This window comes from Pseudomonas sp. GW822-FHT06D10, from assembly GCF_058799535.1.
The window spans coordinates 102,453-123,643 of record NZ_JBXALN010000002.1 but is presented as its reverse complement, the minus strand read 5'-3'; the positions used below and the strand labels follow the sequence as shown (position 1 = coordinate 123,643).

At 59.5% G+C, this 21,191-nt stretch carries 19 protein-coding genes; 3 read left to right on the top strand and 16 right to left on the bottom strand.

What is annotated here, in order from left to right; all coding sequences use genetic code 11:
- Positions 1 to 6 precede the first annotated feature (6 nt).
- From glmM to rlmE, 4 genes are all read right to left on the bottom strand, one after another.
- A complete protein-coding gene (gene glmM, locus AC1RL5_RS06135; protein WP_492589157.1) occupies positions 7 to 1,344 on the bottom strand; it encodes a phosphoglucosamine mutase in 1,338 nt (445 codons plus the stop codon).
- A 16-nt stretch (positions 1,345 to 1,360) separates the two neighbouring features.
- The gene (gene folP, locus AC1RL5_RS06130) at positions 1,361 to 2,212 is read right to left on the bottom strand and encodes a dihydropteroate synthase (RefSeq protein WP_492589156.1); all 852 of its coding nucleotides are present in this window, start codon (positions 2,210 to 2,212) and stop codon (positions 1,361 to 1,363) included.
- Between the two features lie 8 nt (positions 2,213 to 2,220).
- Complete coding sequence (gene ftsH, locus AC1RL5_RS06125) at positions 2,221 to 4,125, bottom strand: ATP-dependent zinc metalloprotease FtsH (protein WP_011059197.1); 1,905 nt, start codon at positions 4,123 to 4,125, stop codon at positions 2,221 to 2,223.
- Between the two features lie 201 nt (positions 4,126 to 4,326).
- A complete protein-coding gene (gene rlmE, locus AC1RL5_RS06120) occupies positions 4,327 to 4,956 on the bottom strand; it encodes a 23S rRNA (uridine(2552)-2'-O)-methyltransferase RlmE (protein ID WP_011059196.1) in 630 nt (209 codons plus the stop codon).
- Positions 4,957 to 5,060: 104 nt separating this feature from the next.
- Between rlmE and AC1RL5_RS06115 the strand changes: the two genes are divergently transcribed.
- Positions 5,061 to 5,369, top strand: a complete 309-nt coding sequence (locus AC1RL5_RS06115; RefSeq protein ID WP_015634115.1) for a YhbY family RNA-binding protein — start codon at positions 5,061 to 5,063, stop codon at positions 5,367 to 5,369.
- 12 nt (positions 5,370 to 5,381) lie between these two features.
- Here the strand turns inward: AC1RL5_RS06115 and AC1RL5_RS06110 are convergent, their stop codons facing one another.
- The 8 genes from AC1RL5_RS06110 to grpE form a co-directional block, all read right to left on the bottom strand.
- On the bottom strand, positions 5,382 to 5,786 hold the full coding sequence (locus tag AC1RL5_RS06110) for a hypothetical protein (RefSeq protein WP_011059194.1): 405 nt from the start codon (positions 5,784 to 5,786) through the stop codon (positions 5,382 to 5,384).
- 28 nt (positions 5,787 to 5,814) lie between these two features.
- On the bottom strand, positions 5,815 to 6,291 hold the full coding sequence (gene greA / locus AC1RL5_RS06105; RefSeq protein ID WP_011059193.1) for a transcription elongation factor GreA: 477 nt from the start codon (positions 6,289 to 6,291) through the stop codon (positions 5,815 to 5,817).
- Complete coding sequence (carB, locus tag AC1RL5_RS06100) at positions 6,288 to 9,509, bottom strand: carbamoyl-phosphate synthase large subunit (RefSeq protein ID WP_011059192.1); 3,222 nt, start codon at positions 9,507 to 9,509, stop codon at positions 6,288 to 6,290. The genes greA and carB overlap by 4 nt, the downstream gene beginning before the upstream one ends.
- Positions 9,510 to 9,638: 129 nt before the next feature.
- Positions 9,639 to 10,775, bottom strand: a complete 1,137-nt coding sequence (carA, locus tag AC1RL5_RS06095) for a glutamine-hydrolyzing carbamoyl-phosphate synthase small subunit (RefSeq protein WP_093404844.1) — start codon at positions 10,773 to 10,775, stop codon at positions 9,639 to 9,641.
- Between the two features lie 258 nt (positions 10,776 to 11,033).
- Positions 11,034 to 11,840, bottom strand: coding sequence for a 4-hydroxy-tetrahydrodipicolinate reductase (gene dapB, locus AC1RL5_RS06090; RefSeq protein WP_011059190.1), 807 nt, complete (start codon positions 11,838 to 11,840; stop codon positions 11,034 to 11,036).
- Positions 11,841 to 11,850: 10 nt separating this feature from the next.
- A complete protein-coding gene (gene dnaJ, locus AC1RL5_RS06085) occupies positions 11,851 to 12,975 on the bottom strand; it encodes a molecular chaperone DnaJ (protein ID WP_015634112.1) in 1,125 nt (374 codons plus the stop codon).
- A gap of 322 nt (positions 12,976 to 13,297) precedes the next feature.
- Positions 13,298 to 15,214 carry a molecular chaperone DnaK gene (gene dnaK / locus AC1RL5_RS06080; RefSeq protein WP_011059188.1) on the bottom strand — a complete coding sequence of 639 codons (1,917 nt, stop codon included), beginning with the start codon at positions 15,212 to 15,214 and terminating at the stop codon, positions 13,298 to 13,300.
- A 102-nt stretch (positions 15,215 to 15,316) separates the two neighbouring features.
- Positions 15,317 to 15,883, bottom strand: coding sequence for a nucleotide exchange factor GrpE (gene grpE, locus AC1RL5_RS06075; protein WP_011059187.1), 567 nt, complete (start codon positions 15,881 to 15,883; stop codon positions 15,317 to 15,319).
- A 250-nt stretch (positions 15,884 to 16,133) separates the two neighbouring features.
- Here grpE and recN point away from each other — a divergent pair, with 250 nt between their 5' ends.
- A complete protein-coding gene (gene recN, locus AC1RL5_RS06070; protein ID WP_011059186.1) occupies positions 16,134 to 17,807 on the top strand; it encodes a DNA repair protein RecN in 1,674 nt (557 codons plus the stop codon).
- Between the two features lie 94 nt (positions 17,808 to 17,901).
- Here recN and fur read toward each other — a convergent pair whose 3' ends face one another.
- Positions 17,902 to 18,306 carry a ferric iron uptake transcriptional regulator gene (gene fur, locus AC1RL5_RS06065; RefSeq protein ID WP_011059185.1) on the bottom strand — a complete coding sequence of 135 codons (405 nt, stop codon included), beginning with the start codon at positions 18,304 to 18,306 and terminating at the stop codon, positions 17,902 to 17,904.
- A gap of 98 nt (positions 18,307 to 18,404) precedes the next feature.
- Between fur and AC1RL5_RS06060 the strand changes: the two genes are divergently transcribed.
- Positions 18,405 to 18,932, top strand: coding sequence for an outer membrane protein assembly factor BamE (locus tag AC1RL5_RS06060; RefSeq protein WP_011059184.1), 528 nt, complete (start codon positions 18,405 to 18,407; stop codon positions 18,930 to 18,932).
- Positions 18,933 to 18,992: 60 nt separating this feature from the next.
- Here the strand turns inward: AC1RL5_RS06060 and AC1RL5_RS06055 are convergent, their stop codons facing one another.
- Genes AC1RL5_RS06055 through AC1RL5_RS06045 form a run of 3 tightly spaced genes read right to left on the bottom strand, consistent with a single transcriptional unit; the run spans position 18,993 to position 21,145 of the window.
- The gene (locus tag AC1RL5_RS06055) at positions 18,993 to 19,307 is read right to left on the bottom strand and encodes an RnfH family protein (RefSeq protein WP_123577436.1); all 315 of its coding nucleotides are present in this window, start codon (positions 19,305 to 19,307) and stop codon (positions 18,993 to 18,995) included.
- Positions 19,300 to 19,734: a type II toxin-antitoxin system RatA family toxin gene (locus AC1RL5_RS06050; RefSeq protein ID WP_011059182.1), complete on the bottom strand. Its 435-nt coding sequence runs from the start codon at positions 19,732 to 19,734 to the stop codon at positions 19,300 to 19,302. The genes AC1RL5_RS06055 and AC1RL5_RS06050 overlap by 8 nt, the downstream gene beginning before the upstream one ends.
- A gap of 7 nt (positions 19,735 to 19,741) precedes the next feature.
- Positions 19,742 to 21,145, bottom strand: coding sequence for a sodium-dependent transporter (locus tag AC1RL5_RS06045; protein ID WP_145712844.1), 1,404 nt, complete (start codon positions 21,143 to 21,145; stop codon positions 19,742 to 19,744).
- Positions 21,146 to 21,191 lie beyond the last annotated feature (46 nt).

Genomic DNA, 21,191 nt, shown 5'->3' with positions numbered 1-21,191 from the left:
CCGAAATCAGGCAGAAACTTCAGCAACCAGTTTCGCCAGCTCTTCGGCGTAAGCGCGAACCTGAGCTTCGTCGTCGCCTTCAACCATCACGCGCACCAGAGGCTCAGTACCCGACTTGCGCAACAGAACCCGACCACGCCCAGCCATAGCGGCCGTGACACGCTCGCAAGCCTCTTTCACCGCAGGATGCTCGACCGGGTTCTCACCGCCGCCAAAGCGCACATTGACCAGCACCTGAGGACACTTGCGCAGCCCCTGACGGGACTGGGCCAGGCTTTCACCACGAGCCTTGAGCGCCATCAGCACCTGCAGTGCGGCAATGATCGCATCCCCGGTAGTAGCATGACGGAAGCACACGATGTGCCCGGAGTTTTCGCCACCTACCAGCCAATTGCGCTCCAGCAGCTCGGCGATCACATAGCGGTCACCGACGTTGGCCCGGACAAAGGGGATGCCCAAGTCCGCCAGGGCCAGCTCCAGCCCCAGGTTGCTCATGAGCGTTCCGACCACGCCGCCTTGCAGCTTGTCACGCTCATACAGGTCGCGAGCGATGATGAACAGCAACTCGTCACCATCCACGATCGCGCCAGTCTGATCGACCATCAGCACCCGGTCACCGTCGCCATCAAAGGCAATACCCAGGTCCGCATGCTCGGCCAGGACAGCCGCCTGCAATTGGCCCATGTGGGTCGAGCCGCAGTTCTCGTTGATGTTCAAACCATTGGGCTGCGCGGACAGCACAGTGACCTGCGCGCCCAACTCGCGGAACACGCTTGGTGCCACCTTGTAGGTCGCACCATGAGCGCAGTCGAGAACAACTTTCAAACCAGCGAAGCTGGTGCTGGAAGGCACGCTGCTTTTGCAGAATTCGATATAACGCCCTGAAGCGTCGTTGATCCGCGACACCTTGCCGAGCTTGCTCGACTCGACCACGGTCATCGGCGCATCCAGCAACTCCTCGATCATCAGCTCGACCTCGTCAGGCAGCTTGGTGCCTTCGCCCGAGAAGAACTTGATGCCGTTGTCATCATGGGGATTGTGCGAGGCACTGATAACGATGCCCGCCTCCGCATGGAAGGTACGCGTCAGGTAAGCAATGGCCGGAGTCGGCATCGGCCCCAGGAGCATCACATCGGCACCAGCTGCAGACAACCCGGCCTCCAGTGCAGACTCGAACATGTACCCGGAGATACGCGTGTCCTTGCCCACCAGCACGCGGCAGGCGCCCATGCTGCGAAAAGCCATGCCAGCGGCCCAGCCGAGCTTGAGCATGAAATCAGGAGTGATAGGGAATTCGCCTACACGGCCGCGGATGCCGTCGGTGCCAAAGTATTTTTTAGTCATAAGTACTCCATCATTCTTATTCGGCGGATTCCACTGCCGCAATCATTCGCACCACATCCACGGTCTCGGCGACATCATGGACACGGATAATTTTCGCGCCCTTGGACACTGCCAGGGCCGCTAGTGCCAGACTGCCGTGCAATCGCTCACCTACGGGGCGATTCAAGGCCTGGCCAATCATGCTCTTGCGCGACACCCCAACCAACAACGGGCGCCCAAGGGCATGCAAGGCATCCATATGCTTGAACAGGCTCAGGTTGTGTTGCAGGGTCTTGGCAAAGCCAAAGCCCGGATCGAGCACAATCCGCTCTGGACCGATGCCCACTGACGCACACTGGGCCATGCGCTCAACCAGGAACTCGGCAACCTCTCGGGTCACGTCCTGATAATGCGGGTTGTCCTGCATATCACCGGGCTCACCCAGCATGTGCATCAGACACACCGGCAAGCCAGTGGCCGCCGCCGCATCCAGGGCCCCCTCCCGGCGCAATGAACGAACGTCATTGATCAGCCCTGCGCCGAGGCGAGCGGTTTCACGCATCACCGCCGGCGTCGAGGTATCAACAGAAATGATCACATCCAACTCACGGTGGATGCGCTCGACCACAGGCGCGACTCGCTCCAACTCCTCCAGCGGCGATACCGCACGGGCACCCGGGCGAGTGGATTCGCCACCGACATCAATCAGCGTAGCACCGGCCGCAACCATGGCCTCGGCATGCCGCAAAGCCAGATCAAGCTGGCTGAAGCGGCCACCATCAGAGAAGGAGTCGGGAGTTACATTCAAGATGCCCATGACATGCGCACGGGCCAAATCAAGAACCCGGTTGCCGCAAGGCAACCGGGTGGAGGAAGGAACAGAAGTCATTTAAAACCTTAGTGGTCGGCTGCTGGGCCGCCAATGGGTGTTTCCGGACGCTCATTCTGCACTACTGGAGGAGGAGTACCCGAGCCTCCCTCCCAATCACGAGGTTCGCGTGGAGTACGCCCTGCCATGATGTCGTCGATCTGATCAGCGTCGATGGTTTCGTACTTCATCAGGGCGTCTGCCATGGCGTCCAGCTTGTCGCGGTTGTCCGTCAGGATCTGCTTGGCGGTGCCGTAGCACTGATCGATGATGCTACGCACCTCGGAGTCGATCAGTTTCGCCGTTTCCGCAGACAGGCTCGCATGCTGGCTACCCGCGCTGCGCCCCAGGAACACCTCACCCTCTTCTTCGGCATACATCAGCGGACCAAGCTTCTCGGAAAGACCCCATTTGGTCACCATGTTCCGCGCGATCTGGCTGGCACGCATGATGTCGTTGGAGGCGCCGGTGGTCACGCCGTCGAAGCCAAGGGTCATTTCTTCAGCGATACGACCGCCGTAGAGCGAGCAGATCTGGCTGATCAGGGCACGCTTGGAGAGGCTGTAGCGATCTTCTTCCGGCAGGAACATGGTGACACCCAAGGCCCGGCCGCGAGGAATGATCGACACCTTGTAGACCGGGTCATGCTCGGGCACGACACGACCAACAATGGCGTGGCCAGCTTCGTGATAAGCCGTGTTCTGCTTCTCTTTTTCGGACATGACCATGGATTTGCGCTCCGCGCCCATCATGATCTTGTCCTTGGCCAGTTCGAATTCCTTCATTTCAACGATGCGCTTGCCGGTACGCGCCGCAAACAGCGAGGCCTCGTTGACCAGGTTCGCCAGGTCGGCACCGGAGAAACCCGGGGTACCGCGGGCGATTACCGCAGGTGCAACGTCGTCGCCCATTGGCACTTTACGCATGTGCACCTTGAGAATCTGTTCGCGACCGCGAATGTCCGGCAGGCCAACCACGACCTGACGGTCGAAACGGCCCGGACGCAGCAAGGCCGGGTCCAGTACGTCAGGACGGTTGGTCGCGGCGATCACGATAATGCCGTCGTTCATTTCGAAGCCATCCATCTCAACCAGCAACTGGTTGAGGGTCTGCTCACGCTCATCATGACCGCCGCCCATGCCGGCGCCACGGTGACGACCGACGGCGTCGATCTCGTCGATGAAGATGATGCAAGGAGCATGCTTCTTGGCTTGCTCGAACATGTCACGGACGCGGCTGGCACCCACCCCGACGAACATCTCGACGAAGTCGGAACCGGAAATGGTGAAGAAAGGCACCTTGGCTTCACCAGCGATGGCTTTGGCCAGCAACGTCTTACCGGTACCTGGTGGGCCCACCATCAACACGCCGCGAGGAATACGACCGCCCAGACGCTGGAACTTGCCTGGGTCACGGAGGAATTCAACCAACTCACCTACTTCTTCCTTGGCCTCGTCGCAACCGGCAACGTCAGCCAAGGTAGTTTTCACCTGATCTTCAGACAGCAAGCGCGCCTTGCTCTTGCCGAAACTCATCGGCCCGCCCTTGCCTCCGGCACCACCCTGCATCTGGCGCATGAAGAACATGAACACCGCGATGATCACCAGGATCGGGAAGCTGGCCACCAGCAGTTGAGTCCAGATGCTTTGCTGTTCAGGCTGCTTGCCTTCGACCACCACGTGGTTGTCCACCAGGTCGCCGATCAGGCCATTGTCCTGAATGGCAGGACGAATGGTCTTGAAGCTGTCGCCATCGTTGCGCTTGCCGGTAATCACGTAGCCATCAACCGCTACGCGCTCGACCTTGCCATCCTTAACTTGCTGGATGAAGTCGGAATAGTTGAGGGTCTGCGGCTCGTTAGGGCTGGAGAAGTTGTTCATCACCGTCACCAAGACGGCGGCGATGATCAACCACAGGATCAGATTCTTTGCCATGTCGTTCAATTAACTACCCTCTGAAGCAAGCTCCGCTACTGGCGCGCGCTTCGCATGATATTCACCGGCCTAACTTACTACATTACCTACAGCTCTGGCAGGCGCTGTCTGTAACCCTATGTGAAACTTAGACTACACAATATGCGCTTAATCTGACGGGGCGAAATACGAAAATCCTATCACCCCAGTCAAAACTCTTACTTACTCACTACGACCACGGAAGCCGCGACCCAGCAAGTATTGCTCCCGAGAACGGTCACGAGATGATGACGGTTTGCGCATCTGCACTTTCTCGAACATCTGCCGCACGCTCTTGTGGTACTCATCGAAGCCTTCACCCTGGAAGATCTTGATCAGAAAATCACCACCTGGACGCAAGACCCGACCAGCAAGATCCAGCGCCAACTCACACAGGAACATCGCTCGCGGCATATCCACGGCTGCTAACCCACTCATATTGGGGGCCATATCGGAAATCACAAGGTCAACTTCAGAATTTCCGACCGCCTCGAGGATCTGCGCCAGTACTGCATCCTCAGTGAAGTCCCCTTGAATAAAGGTCACATCGGGAATGCTGTCCATTTCCAGGATGTCCGAGGCAATCAGGCGCCCCTGACCACCAATCAGACGACTGGTCACCTGCGACCAGCCACCCGGGGCGGCCCCCAGGTCGATCACACTCATGCCAGGACGGATAAGGCGGTCCTTTTCCTGGATCTCCAGCAGTTTGTAGCTGGCACGGGAACGGTACCCATCTTTTTGCGCCATTTTGACGAATGGGTCGTTGAAGTGCTCTTTCAGCCAGTTATGGCTAGTTTTGGAACGGGCCACGGGCCACCTCAAAATAAAACGGGTCGTGATTAACTGGGCGGTCCCGGACTCGCTCGGGTAAACTGGCCGCCGCTTTTTACAAGATCAGACGCAGGGGTCAGATTATGCCGCTCACTCAAGAGCAGAAGAAACAGTACAAATCCATTGGCCACCATCTGAAACCAGTATTGACTGTGGCTGACAACGGTTTGACCGAAGGTGTATTAGCCGAACTTGAACGCGCCTTGAGCGATCACGAGCTGATCAAGATCAAGCTCAACATCCTCGAGCGCGAGTCGCGCCTGGAAGCCATTGCCCAATTGTGCAAGGCCGGCAAAGCGGATCTGGTGCAGGTCATCGGCAAGATGGCGCTGATCTACCGCAAGAACGCCAAGGTAAACAAGCAATTGTCGAACGTCCATCGTTTCCACTGACGTCGACTCGGGTCAAGGGTGTGCCTGGCGCACCCTGCCACCCCATCCCGGCACTGGCTGCAACACCAGTACCAGCCCGGAAAAACCCAGGACCAGATAGCTGAACAACTGCCAGCGCTGAGCTTCCGGCAACAAGATGCGTACGACGAAATACATCGCACACGCATACATCGCCATCAATAGCAGTTGCCCCCGAATATCCCGCCACAAGCTCCTCAGCCCTTCGGACTGGATCAATACCAGTATCTGCAGGACCAGGCACGCCGCCGAAAAACCTACCAGCAACGCACTGAGCAGCGACGAGATTTCTTCGATCAGCAAGGGGGCAAGGCCAATCTGCCCCAGGGCGGGCAGCAAGCCGAGATGCAACAACCACAAGCCGCCGACCCACAACATCTGGGCCAGCTGCCAAAGCATGGCGCCCGCGTGCAGAGGGCGCCTTCTTTCAGATGTGACGGACTTCGACAATCTCGTACTCGATAACGCCACCAGGCGTTTTGACCGCCACCACATCACCCTCTTCCTTGGCAATCAAGGCGCGAGCGATCGGCGAGCCGACGGAAATTTTACCGAGTTTGATGTCAGCCTCGTCCTCACCCACGATCTGGTAGGTGACGCTTTCGTCAGTTTCGACGTTGGCGATTTCTACCGTGGTGCCAAAGATCACCTTGCCGGTATGGGGAATGGTCGTGACATCGATGACCACCGAGTTCTGCAGGCGGCCTTCAATATCGCGGATCCGCGCCTCTACCATGCCCTGCTGTTCGCGAGCGGCATGGTATTCGGCGTTTTCCTTCAGGTCACCCAACTCGCGGGCCGTACCGATGTCCTGGCTGAGCTTCGGACGCACGACCTTGGTCAGGTGAGCATGCTCTTCTTCCAGGGCACGCGCGCCCTGGACGGTCATTGGGTATTTATTCATGCCTTCAATCCTGCGTGTAGATCCTGCAAGCGACGCACGGTCTTTTCCGGACCGAACTTCAACGCTTCACAGATAGCTTCGCCAGCAGCAATGGTGGTGGTGCAGTAGATCTTGTGCTGCAAGGCGTTACGACGAATGGAATAAGAGTCAGCAATCGACTGACGGCCTTCAGTGGTGTTGATGATCAGAGTGACTTCGTCGTTCTTGATCATATCGACCACATGCGGACGACCTTCAGTCACCTTGTTCACACGACGCACCTTCAGACCGGCCGCCTCGATCAGCTTGGCGGTGCCCGCAGTAGCGACCACTTCGAAGCCCAAGTTGATCAGATCACGGGCCACGCCTGCAACCAGAGGCTTGTCATCGTCGCGCACGCTGATGAACGCAGTACCGCCGGTCGGCAGCACTTCGCTGGCACCCATCTGGGCCTTGGCAAAGGCTTCGCCGAAGGTGTCGCCCACGCCCATCACCTCGCCGGTGGACTTCATCTCTGGGCCGAGGATCGGGTCGACGCCCGGGAACTTGGCAAACGGGAATACCGCTTCCTTGACGCTGTAGAAATTCGGAATGATTTCCTTGGTGAAGCCCAGCTCTTTCAGGGTCTTACCGGCCATCACACGAGCAGCGATCATCGCCAGGGAGACACCGATGCACTTGGAAACGAACGGCACGGTCCGGGAAGCACGCGGGTTCACTTCGATGACGTAGATCTGATCGCCCTGCAGGGCCAGCTGCACGTTCATCAGGCCAACCACACCCAGTTCCAGGGCCATTTTCTTGACCTGTTCGCGCATCTCGTCCTGGATGTGCGCCGGCAGCGAGTACGGCGGCAGCGAGCACGCAGAGTCACCGGAGTGAACGCCAGCCTGCTCGATGTGCTGCATGATGGCGCCGATCACTACGTCGGTGCCGTCGCAGACCGCATCCACGTCCATTTCAATGGCGCAGTTGAGGAAGTGATCCAGCAGCACCGGGCTGTCGTTGGACACTTGCACCGCTTCGCGCAAGTAGCGCTTGAGTTCATCTTCCTCGTAGACGATTTCCATCGCCCGGCCGCCCAGCACGTAGGACGGACGCACCACCAGCGGGTAACCGATCTTGGCGGCGGCACGAATCGCTTCGTCTTCGCTGCGCACGGTAGCGTTTGGTGGCTGACGCAGGTTCAGGCGTTCGACCATCTGCTGGAAGCGCTCACGGTCTTCGGCGCGGTCGATAGCGTCTGGGCTGGTGCCGATGATCGGCACGCCGGCGGCTTCCAGGGCACGAGCCAGTTTCAGCGGAGTCTGGCCGCCGTACTGCACGATCACGCCTTTTGGCTTCTCGACACGGACGATTTCCAGCACGTCTTCCAGGGTCACTGGCTCGAAGTACAGGCGATCCGAAGTGTCGTAGTCGGTGGAAACGGTTTCCGGGTTGCAGTTGACCATGATGGTTTCGTAACCATCGTCGCGCAGCGCCAGGGCGGCGTGTACGCAGCAGTAGTCGAACTCGATGCCCTGGCCGATACGGTTTGGACCGCCACCCAGGATCATGATCTTGTCGCGGGTCGAAGGTGCGGCTTCGCACTCTTCTTCATAAGTCGAGTACAGGTACGCAGTGTCGGTGGCGAACTCGGCGGCGCAGGTGTCGACGCGCTTGTAGACCGGGAACACTTCCAGCTTCTGACGATGTGTGCGCAGGTTCTTCTCGGTCACGCCCAGCAACTTGGCCAGACGCTGGTCGGAGAAGCCTTTGCGCTTGAGGCGGAACATCAGGTCGCGGTCGATGGCCGACAGGCCCAGGGTCTTGACCTTCTCTTCTTCCTTGATCAGGTCTTCGATCTGCACCAGGAACCAAGGATCGATCATGTTCATGCCGAAGATCTGCTCAACGGTCATGCCGGCACGGAAGGCATCAGCCACGTACCAGATACGCTCGGCGCCGGGCACGGTCAACTCGCGCTTGAGCACGTTCATGCTTTCCGGATTGCTCAGGTCGAGCTTGGGATCCAGGCCGCAAACGCCCACTTCCAGACCGCGCAGGGCTTTCTGCAGGGATTCCTGGAAGGTCCGACCGATGGCCATGACCTCACCCACCGACTTCATCTGGGTGGTCAGGCGCGCGTCGGCCTTGGAGAACTTCTCGAAGGCGAAGCGTGGCAGCTTGGTCACGACGTAGTCGATGGACGGCTCGAAGGACGCCGGGGTCTTGCCGCCGGTAATATCGTTGGACAGCTCGTCCAGGGTGTAGCCGACAGCCAGCTTGGCCGCGACCTTGGCGATCGGGAAACCGGTGGCTTTCGAAGCCAGCGCCGAGGAACGGGACACCCGCGGGTTCATCTCGATCACGACCATGCGGCCTGTGTTCGGGCAGATACCGAACTGCACGTTGGAACCGCCAGTTTCCACACCGATCTCGCGCAGCACCGCCAGGGAGGCGTTACGCAGGATCTGGTATTCCTTGTCGGTCAGGGTCTGCGCCGGAGCCACGGTGATGGAGTCACCGGTGTGCACGCCCATCGGGTCGAAGTTCTCGATGGAGCAGACGATGATGCAGTTGTCCTTCTTATCGCGGACCACCTCCATCTCGTACTCTTTCCAGCCGATCAGGGATTCGTCGATCAGCAGTTCCTTGGTCGGCGACAGGTCCAGACCGCGGGCGCAGATCTCTTCGAACTCTTCACGGTTGTAGGCGATGCCACCACCGGTGCCACCCATGGTGAAGGATGGACGGATGATGCAAGGGAAGCCCAGCTTGTCGAGGACCGCATTGGCCTCTTCCATGCTGTGGGCAATACCGGAGCGCGGGCACGCCAGGCCGATTGACTTCATGGCAGCGTCGAAGCGCGAACGGTCTTCAGCCTTGTCGATGGTGTCGGCGTTGGCGCCGATCATCTCTACGCCGAACTTCTCCAGGACGCCTTCACGTTCCAGGTCCAGGGCGCAGTTCAGCGCAGTCTGGCCGCCCATGGTCGGCAGCAGCGCGTCCGGACGCTCTTTCTCGATGATCTTGGCAACGGTCTGCCACTTGATCGGCTCGATGTAGGTGGCGTCGGCCATGGCCGGGTCGGTCATGATGGTGGCCGGGTTGGAGTTCACCAGGATGACCCGGTAGCCCTCTTCGCGCAGGGCCTTGCAAGCCTGGGCGCCGGAGTAGTCGAATTCGCAGGCCTGGCCGATCACGATCGGGCCAGCGCCAAGAATCAGGATGCTTTTAATGTCTGTACGTTTTGGCATGGGTTGTCACTCAAATCCGCAGGTCAGTCGGCAAGCCGTCTTGAACATTCTCTGAGGCGCCTGAGGGGTTCCGCCGGATTTGCCGGGGCCGCCCTCAAGCGCTGCTCGCTACACTTTCAAGGCGAGCGTTTAGCGTCGCTTGGCCATCTCGTTGATGAAGCGGTCGAACAGCGGCGCCACATCGTTCGGGCCCGGGCTGGCTTCCGGGTGGCCCTGGAAGCTGAACGCGCTCTTGTCGGTGCGCTCGATACCCTGCAGGGTGCCGTCGAACAGCGACTTGTGGATCGCCCGGACGTTGCCCGGCAGCGTGGCTTCATCCACCGCAAAACCGTGGTTCTGGCTGGTGATCATGACCACGCCGCTGTCCAGGTCCTGCACCGGGTGGTTGGCGCCGTGGTGGCCGTGGCCCATTTTCAGGGTCTTGGCACCAGAGGCCAGGGCCAGCAGTTGGTGACCCAGGCAGATGCCGAACACCGGAATCTCGGTTTCGAGGATTTCCTTGATCGCCTTGATGGCGTAGTCGCAAGGCTCGGGGTCACCTGGGCCGTTGGACAGGAACACACCGTCAGGCTTGAGAGCCAGTACATCGCTTGCCGGGGTCTGGGCAGGCACCACGGTGACGCGGCAACCGCGCTCCACCAGCATGCGCAGGATATTCAGCTTGACCCCGTAGTCGTAGGCAACCACGTGATACGGCAGCTCGGAAGCCTCGATGGTGGCGTGGCTGTCGGTCTTCAGATCCCAGACAGTCGAACGCCACTCGTAGCTTTCCTTGGTGCTGACGACTTTCGCCAGGTCCATGCCTTTGAGGCCAGGGAAGCCGCGCGCTGCAGCGATCGCCGCTTCTTCGGAAATGTTGTCACCGGCCATGATGCAGCCGTTCTGTGCACCTTTCTCACGCAGGATGCGGGTCAGGCGACGGGTGTCGATACCGGCGATCGCCACCACGTTGTTGGCTTTCAGGTAATCGGACAGGGGCAGAGTGTTACGCCAGTTGCTGGCTACCAGCGGCAGGTCACGGATGACCAGGCCGGCCGACCACACACGGTCGGACTCGGCATCCTCCGGCGTGGTGCCGGTGTTGCCGATGTGAGGGTAAGTCAGGGTAACGATCTGTTGGGCGTAGGAAGGATCGGTAAGGATTTCCTGATAGCCGGTCATTGCGGTGTTGAACACCACCTCACCAACGGTTTGACCGTCGGCTCCAATGGCTTCGCCGCGAAAAATGCTGCCATCAGCAAGGGCGAGTATGGCTGGCTTAGTCAAGAAGACCTCCCGTAAATAGAGCCTGAAAGGGCGATCGCAGGTTGCAAAAAAGCGGAATGACGTATAGACACGTCACCCCGCTTCTTCGTCGAATTATCTGCGCGCTTTTAGTGGACACACTAAAGCTGTAGCTTACAGAAAAAGGCTTTTTTGGTCCACCGCTAATGAGCCTTAAAGGCAGAGGAATGCGACAGGTCATCGCTTGGCGGTTTGAAGCAGGGTCCAAGCATTGCGCTTCAACCCTGCATCAGATGCATCTCAACGCAGATCCAGCACATCCTGCATGTCGTAAAGACCAGCCTCGCGCCCGTCCAGCCACAGCGCGGCACGCACCGCTCCCTTGGCGAAGGTCATGCGACTGGAGGCCTTGTGGGTAATCTCCAGGCGCTCGCCCTCTGTGGCAAACAGCACGGTGTGATCCCCCACCACATCGCCACCACGAACCGTGGCGAAGCCGATGGTTTCACGCTCACGGGCGCCGGTATGGCCTTCACGACCATAAACCGCGACCTGCTGCAGATCGCGCCCCAGGGCGCTGGCGATCACCTCACCCATGCGCAGGGCGGTGCCCGATGGCGCATCGATCTTGTGTCGGTGATGCGCCTCGATGATCTCGATATCCGCATCATCACCCAGCACCCGAGCCGCCATATCCAGCAGCTTCAGCGACAGGTTGACCCCAACACTGAAGTTGGCAGCGAAGACGATCGGAATCTCCTTGCCCGCCTCGGCCAGCAATTGCTTTTCCCTGGCACCCAGGCCGGTGGTACCGATCACCATGGCCTTGCCTGCCTTGCGGCAGAACGCCAGGTTCTTGAGCATCACTTCCGGCAAGGTGAAGTCGATCAGCACATCGAACTCATCAACCACCTTCTCCAGACTGTCGGACATCGGCACGCCAAGACGCCCCAGGGATGCCAGCTCGCCCGCATCCGCCCCCACCAGAGAACTGCCCGGACGCACGATCGCCGCGGTCAGCCCGGAGAGCGGCGAACGCAGTTGCACGGCCTCGACCAGGGTCTTGCCCATGCGCCCCGCGGCGCCCATCACTGCTATACGTCGCATGCGTTACTCCTTACAGGTCGCCGAAGAAGCGCTTGACGCCCTCGAACCAGCCGGTGGTTTTCGGCGAGTGAGAATTGTCGTCGTCCAGCGAACCACGCAACTCTTCCAGCAGCTCGCGCTGACGACGACTCAGGTTCACTGGCGTCTCCACCGCAACCCGGCACATCAGGTCGCCGGCACCGCCGCCACGCACGGGAGCAACGCCCTTGCCACGAATCCGGAACTGCTTGCCGGTCTGAGTTCCTTCGGGAATCTTCAGCTTGACCCGACCATCCAGGGTCGGAATCTCCAGCTCGCCACCCAACGCCGCATCTACGAAGCTGATGGGCACCTCACAGAACAGGTGCTTGCCGTCGCGCTGGAAGATCGCGTGCTCACGCACATTGATCACCACATACAGGTCGCCAGTCGGGCCACCCTGGGTCCCCGCCTCGCCTTCGCCGGACAGGCGAATACGGTCGCCGGTATCGACACCTGCCGGCACTTTCACCGACAGCGTCTTGTACTCTTCGACCCGACCTTCGCCGTGGCAGGAATCGCACGGATCGGAAATGATCTTGCCCTGGCCATGGCAGCGCGGGCAGGTCTGCTGCACCGAGAAGAAGCCCTGCTGCATGCGCACCTGACCAATACCGCCACAGGTCGGACAAGTGACAGGGGAAGACCCTTTCTTGGCGCCCGAACCATCGCATGGCTTGCAGTTGACCAGTGTCGGCACACGGATATTCACCGTGGTGCCACGCACCGCTTCTTCCAGGTTCAACTCCAGGGTGTAACGCAGGTCGCTGCCGCGCTGCGCACCGCCACGGGAACCGCCGCGACCGCCACCGAAGAAATCACTGAACACGTCACCGAAGATATCGGAGAAGTTCTGCCCGCCGAAGCCGGCACCCCCGCCACCCATGCTCGGGTCGACACCAGCGTGGCCGTACTGGTCATACGCGGCACGCTTGCTGGAATCGGACAGTACTTCGTAGGCCTCGTTGGCCTCCTTGAACATGTCTTCCGACGCTTTGTCGCCGGGATTACGATCCGGGTGATGCTTCATCGCCAAGCGACGGTAAGCCTTTTTCAGCTCCGCATCGCTGGAGCCACGCTCCACACCCAACACTTCGTAATAGTCACGCTTTGCCATAAGTCTTTGCACTCTTAAGGACGTCCGGCAAACCCTCCTGAGCTCTGCCAAACTCGCTGAGCCCCAATACAGGCCCGGACCCAACTCACGTCAATTCAACGATCCTGGTCTTGGAAAGCCAACCCGGTTGCGGGCCGACCATTGCGGTCATCACAGCCGGAAAGCAGGAGCTTCTCCGACCCGACCGCCAGCGCACAAACGGAGCTTGTACGCCGTCAAAATTTCGCTGACTCCAGACACGCCAACGCGGGAGCAAGCTCCCGCGCGGCGACATCCTACCAGTCACCGCCCAAAGGCAGTCAACCGGCCGACCAACAAGCCATTACTTGTGGTCTTTTACTTCTTCGAACTCGGCATCGACGACATCGTCGGCTTTTTCAGCGGACTCGGCGTGCGGTGCCGCGCCTTCTGCAGGCTGGGCCTGTTCGGCGTACATCTTCTGGGCAACCGGGGCCGAGACTTTCGACAGCTCTTCAACCTTGGCGTCAATGGCGGCCTTGTCGTCGCCCTTGACGGCAGCTTCCAGGGCAACCACGGCAGCTTCGATTGCGGTTTTCTCTTCCGCGGTCACTTTGTCACCGGCGTCAGCCACCATCTTGCGAGTCGAATGCACCAGCGCATCACCCTGGTTACGGGCGGTGGCCAGCTCTTCGAACTTGCGATCCTCTTCCGAGTTGGCTTCAGCGTCACGGATCATCTGCTGGATCTCTTCATCCGACAGACCCGAGTTGGCCTTGATCACGATCGACTGAGTCTTGCCGGTAGCCTTGTCCTTCGCACCTACGTGCAGGATGCCGTTGGCGTCGATGTCGAAGGTCACTTCGATCTGCGGCACGCCACGTGGAGCTGGTGGAATGTCGGCCAGGTCGAACTTGCCCAGGGACTTGTTCTGCGCGGCTTGCTTGCGCTCGCCCTGCAGTACGTGAATGGTCACTGCGCCCTGGTTGTCGTCGGCAGTCGAGAACACTTGGGATTTCTTGGTAGGAATCGTGGTGTTTTTCTCGATCAGCGCGGTCATCACGCCACCCATGGTTTCGATACCCAGGGTCAGCGGGCTGACGTCCAGCAGCAGTACGTCTTTCACGTCGCCGGCCAGTACCGCACCCTGGATGGCAGCACCCATGGCAACAGCTTCGTCCGGGTTGACGTCCTTGCGCGCTTCCTTACCGAAGAAGTCGGTTACGGTCTTCTGTACCAGCGGCATACGGGTCTGGCCGCCGACCAGGATCACGTCGTTGATCGAACCCACGTCGATACCGGCGTCTTTGAGCGCGATACGGCAAGGCTCGATGGTGCGCTGAACCAGGTCTTCAACCAGCGACTCCAGCTTGGCGCGGGAGATCTTCACGTTCAGGTGCTTAGGACCGGTGGCATCCGCAGTGATGTACGGCAGGTTGACGTCGGTCTGCTGGCTCGAGGACAGCTCGATCTTGGCTTTCTCGGCAGCTTCTTTCAGGCGCTGCATGGCCAGCGGGTCACCCTTGAGGTTCATGCCGCTTTCTTTCTTGAACTCATCAACCAGGTAGTCGATCAAGCGGATGTCGAAGTCTTCACCACCGAGGAAGGTGTCACCGTTGGTGGCCAGCACTTCGAACTGGTGCTCACCATCGACTTCAGCGATTTCGATCACCGAAACGTCGAAAGTACCACCACCCAGGTCGTAAACGATCACGGTGTGATCGCCCTTGGCCTTGTCCATACCGTAGGCCAGAGCGGCTGCGGTTGGTTCGTTGATGATACGTTTGACGTCCAGGCCTGCGATGCGGCCGGCGTCTTTGGTCGCCTGGCGCTGGCTGTCGTTGAAGTAGGCCGGAACAGTGATGACCGCTTCGGTCACGGCTTCGCCGAGGTAGTCTTCGGCGGTCTTCTTCATTTTCTTGAGGATTTCAGCCGAGATCTGTGGCGGAGCCATTTTCTGGCCGTTCACTTCAACCCAGGCGTCGTTGTTGTCAGCCTTGACGATCTTGTAAGGGACCATCTGGATGTCTTTCTGCACAACTTCTTCGTCGAAGCGACGACCGATCAGACGCTTTACTGCGTACAGGGTGTTGTGCGGGTTGGTGACAGCCTGACGCTTGGCCGACTGACCTACCAGGATTTCGCCATCGTTGGCGTACGCGATGATGGACGGCGTGGTACGCGCGCCTTCAGCGTTTTCGATAACTTTTACGTTGCCGTTTTCAAGAATGGAGACGCACGAGTTGGTGGTCCCCAAGTCAATACCGATAATCTTGCCCATGTTAACTCTCCCGAAACTTTGGATTTGGATGCCGCAGCTGTGGTGGCAAACTGCGGTAGCACTTAAACGCTTGACTGATAAATGGGGGCTCTACAGCCGTTTTCAAGCCTTTTCGTCAATCGAAGGCGAAACCGGTGCAGGGGCCTTGCTGACCACGACCATGGCCGGGCGCAGCAGGCGACCGTTGAGCTGGTAGCCCTTCTGGAACACTTTCAGAACACTGTTCGGCTCGACATCCGCGCTTTCCTGCATGGCCATGGCCTGATGCTGTTCAGCGTTGAAGGGTTCGCCGTGTGGATCGATGGCTTCCAGCTGATAACGCTTGAGGGTGTCGTGGAACATCTTCAAGGTCAGCTCGATGCCTTCACGCATCGGGCGGATGCTTTCGTCGTCCGGGTTGGACAGCTCCAGGCCACGCTCCAGGCTGTCGATCACCGGCAGCAGGTCGCCGGCAAACTTCTCCAGCGCGAATTTGTGAGCTTTCTCCACGTCCTGCTCGGCGCGGCGGCGGACGTTCTGCAGATCGGCAGCAACACGCAAAGCCTGATCCTGCGCGCCAGCCAGTTGCTCTTCGAGCACTTGTACACGAGCCGCCAGGTCATCACCCGATGCCTCGGGAGCCTGATTGGCGTCTAGATTTTGCGTATCCAGCGTCTGTTCGTCAGCCATGAAATTCTCCTTTCAATATCGTCTGTGAGCCGGGCTCACTCTTCTGCCCAGCTATATGGGGTCGCATTTTCAAGGTTCAAGTCCGCAGCCACAGCAAAAGTCGTTCCGACCCGATAAATCCTGTATGTGGACATTACCGAGCGCACTAAAAAGCCAGAACGACCAAGCAAATCGAGCTAAGGGAAAGCATTGTCAGCCCGAAACAAAACACTGTATAAATAACCAGACATCTAGTTTGGGAGCGGCCTTAATGCTGGTGCACCTGTCCGTACACAATTACGCCATCGTCGAACACCTGGATCTGGAACTCGATCGCGGGATGAGCGTCATTACCGGCGAGACCGGTGCCGGCAAGTCGATCATGCTCGACGCGCTCGGCCTGACCCTGGGTGATCGTGCCGACAGCGGCGTGGTACGCCCCGGAGCCGACAAGGCCGATATCCTCGCCACCTTCGATCTGGCGGATATCCCCGAGGCCCACGCCTGGCTGGCCGAGCGTGACCTGGACACCGACGGCCCGTGCATCCTGCGTCGGGTCATCACGGCAGAAGGACGTTCCCGCGGCTATATCAACGGTACGCCCTGCCCGCTCGGAGACTTGAAAGCCCTGGGCGAACTGCTGATCGATATCCACAGCCAGCATGAACACCAGTCGCTGCTCAAGACCGATACCCATAGGCGCCTGCTGGATGAGTACGCCGGCGCAACCGACCTGGCGCGCCAGGTGCAACTGGCTGCGCAGCGCTGGCGCCAGACCCGCCTGGAGCTGGAGCGCCTGTCCAACTCCGGCGACGAGCAGCGCGCTCGCCATCAACTGCTCAGCTACCAGCTCGAAGAACTGGAAAACCTGGGGCTCGGGGAAAATGAACTCGAGCAGCTGGAGCAGGAGCACAAGAACCTGACCAATGCCGAAACCCTGCTGGGCATCTGCCGCCAGGTGGTGGAGCAATGCAGCGAAAGTGATTCAGGCAATGTCCTGAACGCCCTGACTGTCAGCCTCAACCGCCTGTCGAGCATCGGCAACTCCTCGGGTTCCCTGGGCGAGGCCACCAACCTGCTGGCCAGCGCGCAGATCCAGGTCGAAGAAGCCGTGGGCGAGTTGAATCGTTTCCTTGACCACTTCGACGCTGATCCGGCACGCCTGCAACAACTCGAAGAACGCCTCGACGCCATCTATACCCTGGCGCGCAAGCATCGCATCCAGCCCTTCGAACTCGCCGCCATGCAGCAAACCCTGCTGGATGAAATAGAGACTCTGGACGCCAATGACGAATCCATCGAACGGCTGGGCGAAGAGCTGCAATCCTTCGCTCGTCATTATCAGGAAAAAGCCCAGGAACTGAGCCAGTTGCGCCAGCAGGCCGCGACCAGCCTGGCCAGCGCAGTGGAGCAGGAGATCCAGCGCCTGGGCATGCCCGGAGGGCGCTTCACCATCGAGCTGCGCGCCAACAGCAGCGATGAACTGCTGCCCAACGGCCTGGAGCAGGTGGAACTGCTGGTCAGTGCCAACCCTGGGCAACCCCTCAAGGCCCTGGCGAAAGTCGCGTCCGGCGGTGAGCTGTCACGTATCAGCCTGGCGATCCAGGTCATCACCGCGCAGACCTCGCGGGTTCCCACATTGGTATTCGACGAAGTCGACGTGGGGATTGGCGGCCCGACAGCCGAGATCGTCGGCCAGCTGCTGCGCCGCCTCGGCGAACGCGGCCAGGTATTGACCGTGACACACCTGCCGCAAGTCGCCGCCCAGGGGCATCAGCATCTGTTCGTGCACAAGGTGCGCGGCAGCGATGCCACACATACCGCCGTATCCAAGCTGGGCAAGAATGAGAGGGTCGAGGAGGTGGCGCGGATGCTCGGCGGCATCGACCTGACCAAGGAGTCTCTGGCCCACGCCAAGAAAATGGTGGTGACCGCCAAGGCCTGAACCTTCAGCGCTTCTTTTATATAGGCACAAAACACGAAGGCGACCCTAGGGTCGCCTTCGATCGTTTCACGACGATAAACGCCGCGTGAGGGGCTTACTTCTTCTTGCGCACGTACAGCACAAGATTGTGATCCACCAACTCGAAACCGTGCTTTTCGACAATCGCCTTCTGAAGCTTTTCGATTTCTTCGTCGAAGAATTCGATCACTTCACCAGACTCCACGTTGACCATATGGTCGTGGTGACCGCCATCCGCCAGCTCGAATACAGCGTGACCGCCATCAAAATTATGGCGTACCACCAGTCCGGCTGCTTCGAATTGAGTCAGTACACGGTAAACCGTGGCCAGACCCACATCCTCACCAGCTTCCATCAGCGCCTTGTAGACATCCTCAGCGCTCATGTGCCGCTGCTCGGTGGAATCGAGCATTTGTAGAATTTTGACTCGTGGCAGAGTCACTTTGAGGCCGGCTTTACGTAGTTCGCTATTTTCAACCATGGTCAGCTTTCTCGCCGATGCTGCTTCGCAGCTTCTCTTAATGCGGGTATGATCGGGGTTTACGTTGTCCCAGCCAAGATAGTGGAAGTCGCCCACCGATGCAAAACACCAAGCTCTTGCTAACCAGTTTCACCTTCGTGGGACTGCTCGCACTCGCCGGTTGTTCATTCCCCGGGGTTTACAAAATCGACATCCAGCAGGGCAATGTCGTCACGCAGGACATGATAGACCAGTTGCGCCCCGGAATGACCCGACGGCAAGTACGGTTTATCATGGGCAACCCTCTGTTGACCGACACGTTCCATGCCGATCGCTGGGATTATCTCTACAGCCTGCAGCCTGGTGGTGGTGAACGCCAACAGGAACGCGTGAGCCTGATCTTCAACGGCAACGACCAGTTGGTCAGCTTGGCCGGTGACTTCATGCCAGGTGTAAGCCGCGACGAAGCCCTGCTGGGCAAGGACAGCGCCAACACCGTGACAGCGCCTGCCGAGAACGTCGAGAAACCAAAAGCCGAGAAACCAGCCAAGCCTGGCTCGCTGCTCGACCAGATCCAGAAGGACGTGGATGGCGTGAAAACCGTGCCAGTTCCTACGCCTGAACCACTGGATACTTCGCCGGAATAATTTGTGGCGAAATAAAAAAGCCCGGGCATGCCCGGGCTTTTTATTGCCTGTCACCCTCAATCACGATTCGCGCTTGCGTGCCTCGGCCGCTTTCGCCGCCCGCAGACGCCGAACCTCTTTCGGATCGGCCAGCAATGGGCGATAGACCTCGATCCGATCCCCCGCCTGAATCACATGCTGTTCAGGGTCACTGACCTGCTTGCCGAAGATCCCCACCGGACAAGCCGCCAGATCCAGTTCGGGAAACTGCTGCCCAATGGCTGAAGCCTGCAAGGCTGCACGCAGCGTCGACCCCTGAGGCACCTGCACACTGATCAACGCCTGGTGATCGACAGCCGCGTAGGCCACCTCAATCGAAATCATCGGCTCAGCCATGCAACTGCTTGGCCCGCTGGCAGAAAGCGTCCACCAGGGTATTCGCCGCCTGGTTGAACAGCGGCCCCAAGGTCGCTCGAACCAAAGGCCCCGCATAATCGAAAGACAGATCAAGGCTGATCTTGCAGGCCTTCTCGCCCAGCGGCTTGAACACCCACACGCCATGCAACTGATTGAATGGCCCCTCCTCCAGATTCATCTCGATCGACTGCCCCGGCACCAGATTGTTGCAGGTCACGAAGCGCTGGCTCATGCCGCCCTTGGCCACCGCCAGGCTCGCGCGCATCCGCTCTTCGCTGCTTTCCAGCACCTCGGCCGACGAGCACCAGGGCAGAAACTCCGGGTACCGGGCCACGTCATTGACCAGGTCGTAAAGGAACTGCGCCGGATAGGGCAGAAGGGCCGAACGTTGAATATGGGTCGTCATGTGAGCTTCATTTCCACAACTGGGCGGCAAACACCACAAGAATGCCGACGGGCGCCACATAGCGCATCAAAAACAAGGCCAGAGCGAACAACAGCGGGCTACGTAACGACAGCTCATCACGAACTGCCTCACGGCCCATCACCCAACCTGCAAATACCACGAAGCACAAACCGCCAAGAGGCAACATGATCCGCGAGGTGAAAAAGTCGATCACACCAAAGAAGTCCAGACCGCCGGCCGCGCCCCATTGGTAGAGATGAAAAACGCCGCCTTCGTTCACGAAAAATTTGGCCTGTTGCCAGATGTTGAAAGAGAACACCGTTCCCAATCCCACGAACCAGCAACTGAACGCCAGCCAGAATGTCACCCAGCCGCGGCGGATTTTAGTCCTCTCGACGAGATAAGCCACCATCGGCTCCAACAAGGAAATGGCCGAACTCCAGGCAGCGATCGCCACCAGGATAAAGAACACTACGCCCATAAGCTGGCCGAACGCCACATTCCCGAAGGCAAACGGCAGGCTGATGAACATCAGCCCCGGCCCTTCGCTAGGGTTCAGCCCGGCGGCAAATACAATGGGGAACAGGGCCATCCCAGCCACCAGCGAAACGAAGGTATCCAGCAGCGCCACCCCGACCACGGTGCCGGCCAGGGACGAATGCTTGGGCATGTAGGCGCCGTAGATCATGATCGAGCCCACTCCCACGCTGAGGGAAAAGAACGCGTGCCCCATGGCTGGCAACAGCCCGTCGAGCAAACGCTCCAGGCTGAAGTCGAACATGAAGTGCAGGCCCCGCATGAAGTGCCCGGTGGTCATGCTGTAGCCCAGCAGCACCAGCAGCATCACGAACAGCAGCGGCATCATGACCCGCAGGCTGCGCTCAAGCCCGGCCACCACACCCTTGGCAATCACCAGCGCCGACAACAGCATGAACAGCGTGTGCCACAGGGTCAGGCGCCAGGGGTCGGCCGTCACCGCGGAAAAATAGGCGCCGACCTGATCCGCCGTGACACCCTGAAAATCGCCGTGCCCCATGTCGATGATGTAGTCCAGGGACCAACCACCCACCACGCTATAGAAGGAGAGAATCAGCAGCGCCGTGATCATTCCGGCAAAGGCGCCCCAGGACCACCTGGCCGAATGCCCGGCCTCCAGGGCCAGCACCTTCAGGGCATTCGCCGGGCTTTGCCGCGCGCGGCGACCGATCAGGGTTTCCGCCAGCATCACCGGCAACCCGATCAGCGCAATACACGCCAGAAACACCAGGACAAAAGCACCACCACCATAGACGCCGACCATGTAGGGGAATTTCCAGATGCTCCCCAGGCCCACGGCCGAACCAGTTGCAGCGAGTATAAAGACCCAGCGGCTTGCCCAGCCGCCGTGGACAGAGACCCTGTCTGTCGACATCGTTAACACGCCCAACCGAAAAAAAAGAGCGCGCATTGTCCGGGAT

Bases quoted from the DNA above. Each gene is read 5' to 3' on its own strand.
- glmM (WP_492589157.1), bottom strand. From the start codon at position 1,344: ATGACTAAAAAATACTTTGGCACCGACGGCATCCGCGGCCGTGTAGGC.
- folP (WP_492589156.1), bottom strand. From the start codon at position 2,212: ATGACTTCTGTTCCTTCCTCCACCCGGTTGCCTTGCGGCAACCGGGTT.
- ftsH (WP_011059197.1), bottom strand. From the start codon at position 4,125: ATGGCAAAGAATCTGATCCTGTGGTTGATCATCGCCGCCGTCTTGGTG.
- AC1RL5_RS06115 (WP_015634115.1), top strand. From the start codon at position 5,061: ATGCCGCTCACTCAAGAGCAGAAGAAACAGTACAAATCCATTGGCCAC.
- AC1RL5_RS06110 (WP_011059194.1), bottom strand. From the start codon at position 5,786: ATGCTTTGGCAGCTGGCCCAGATGTTGTGGGTCGGCGGCTTGTGGTTG.
- greA (WP_011059193.1), bottom strand. From the start codon at position 6,291: ATGAATAAATACCCAATGACCGTCCAGGGCGCGCGTGCCCTGGAAGAA.
- carB (WP_011059192.1), bottom strand. From the start codon at position 9,509: ATGCCAAAACGTACAGACATTAAAAGCATCCTGATTCTTGGCGCTGGC.
- dapB (WP_011059190.1), bottom strand. From the start codon at position 11,840: ATGCGACGTATAGCAGTGATGGGCGCCGCGGGGCGCATGGGCAAGACC.
- dnaJ (WP_015634112.1), bottom strand. From the start codon at position 12,975: ATGGCAAAGCGTGACTATTACGAAGTGTTGGGTGTGGAGCGTGGCTCC.
- dnaK (WP_011059188.1), bottom strand. From the start codon at position 15,214: ATGGGCAAGATTATCGGTATTGACTTGGGGACCACCAACTCGTGCGTC.
- grpE (WP_011059187.1), bottom strand. From the start codon at position 15,883: ATGGCTGACGAACAGACGCTGGATACGCAAAATCTAGACGCCAATCAG.
- recN (WP_011059186.1), top strand. From the start codon at position 16,134: ATGCTGGTGCACCTGTCCGTACACAATTACGCCATCGTCGAACACCTG.
- fur (WP_011059185.1), bottom strand. From the start codon at position 18,306: ATGGTTGAAAATAGCGAACTACGTAAAGCCGGCCTCAAAGTGACTCTG.
- AC1RL5_RS06060 (WP_011059184.1), top strand. From the start codon at position 18,405: ATGCAAAACACCAAGCTCTTGCTAACCAGTTTCACCTTCGTGGGACTG.
- AC1RL5_RS06055 (WP_123577436.1), bottom strand. From the start codon at position 19,307: ATGGCTGAGCCGATGATTTCGATTGAGGTGGCCTACGCGGCTGTCGAT.
- AC1RL5_RS06050 (WP_011059182.1), bottom strand. From the start codon at position 19,734: ATGACGACCCATATTCAACGTTCGGCCCTTCTGCCCTATCCGGCGCAG.
- AC1RL5_RS06045 (WP_145712844.1), bottom strand. From the start codon at position 21,145: ATGTCGACAGACAGGGTCTCTGTCCACGGCGGCTGGGCAAGCCGCTGG.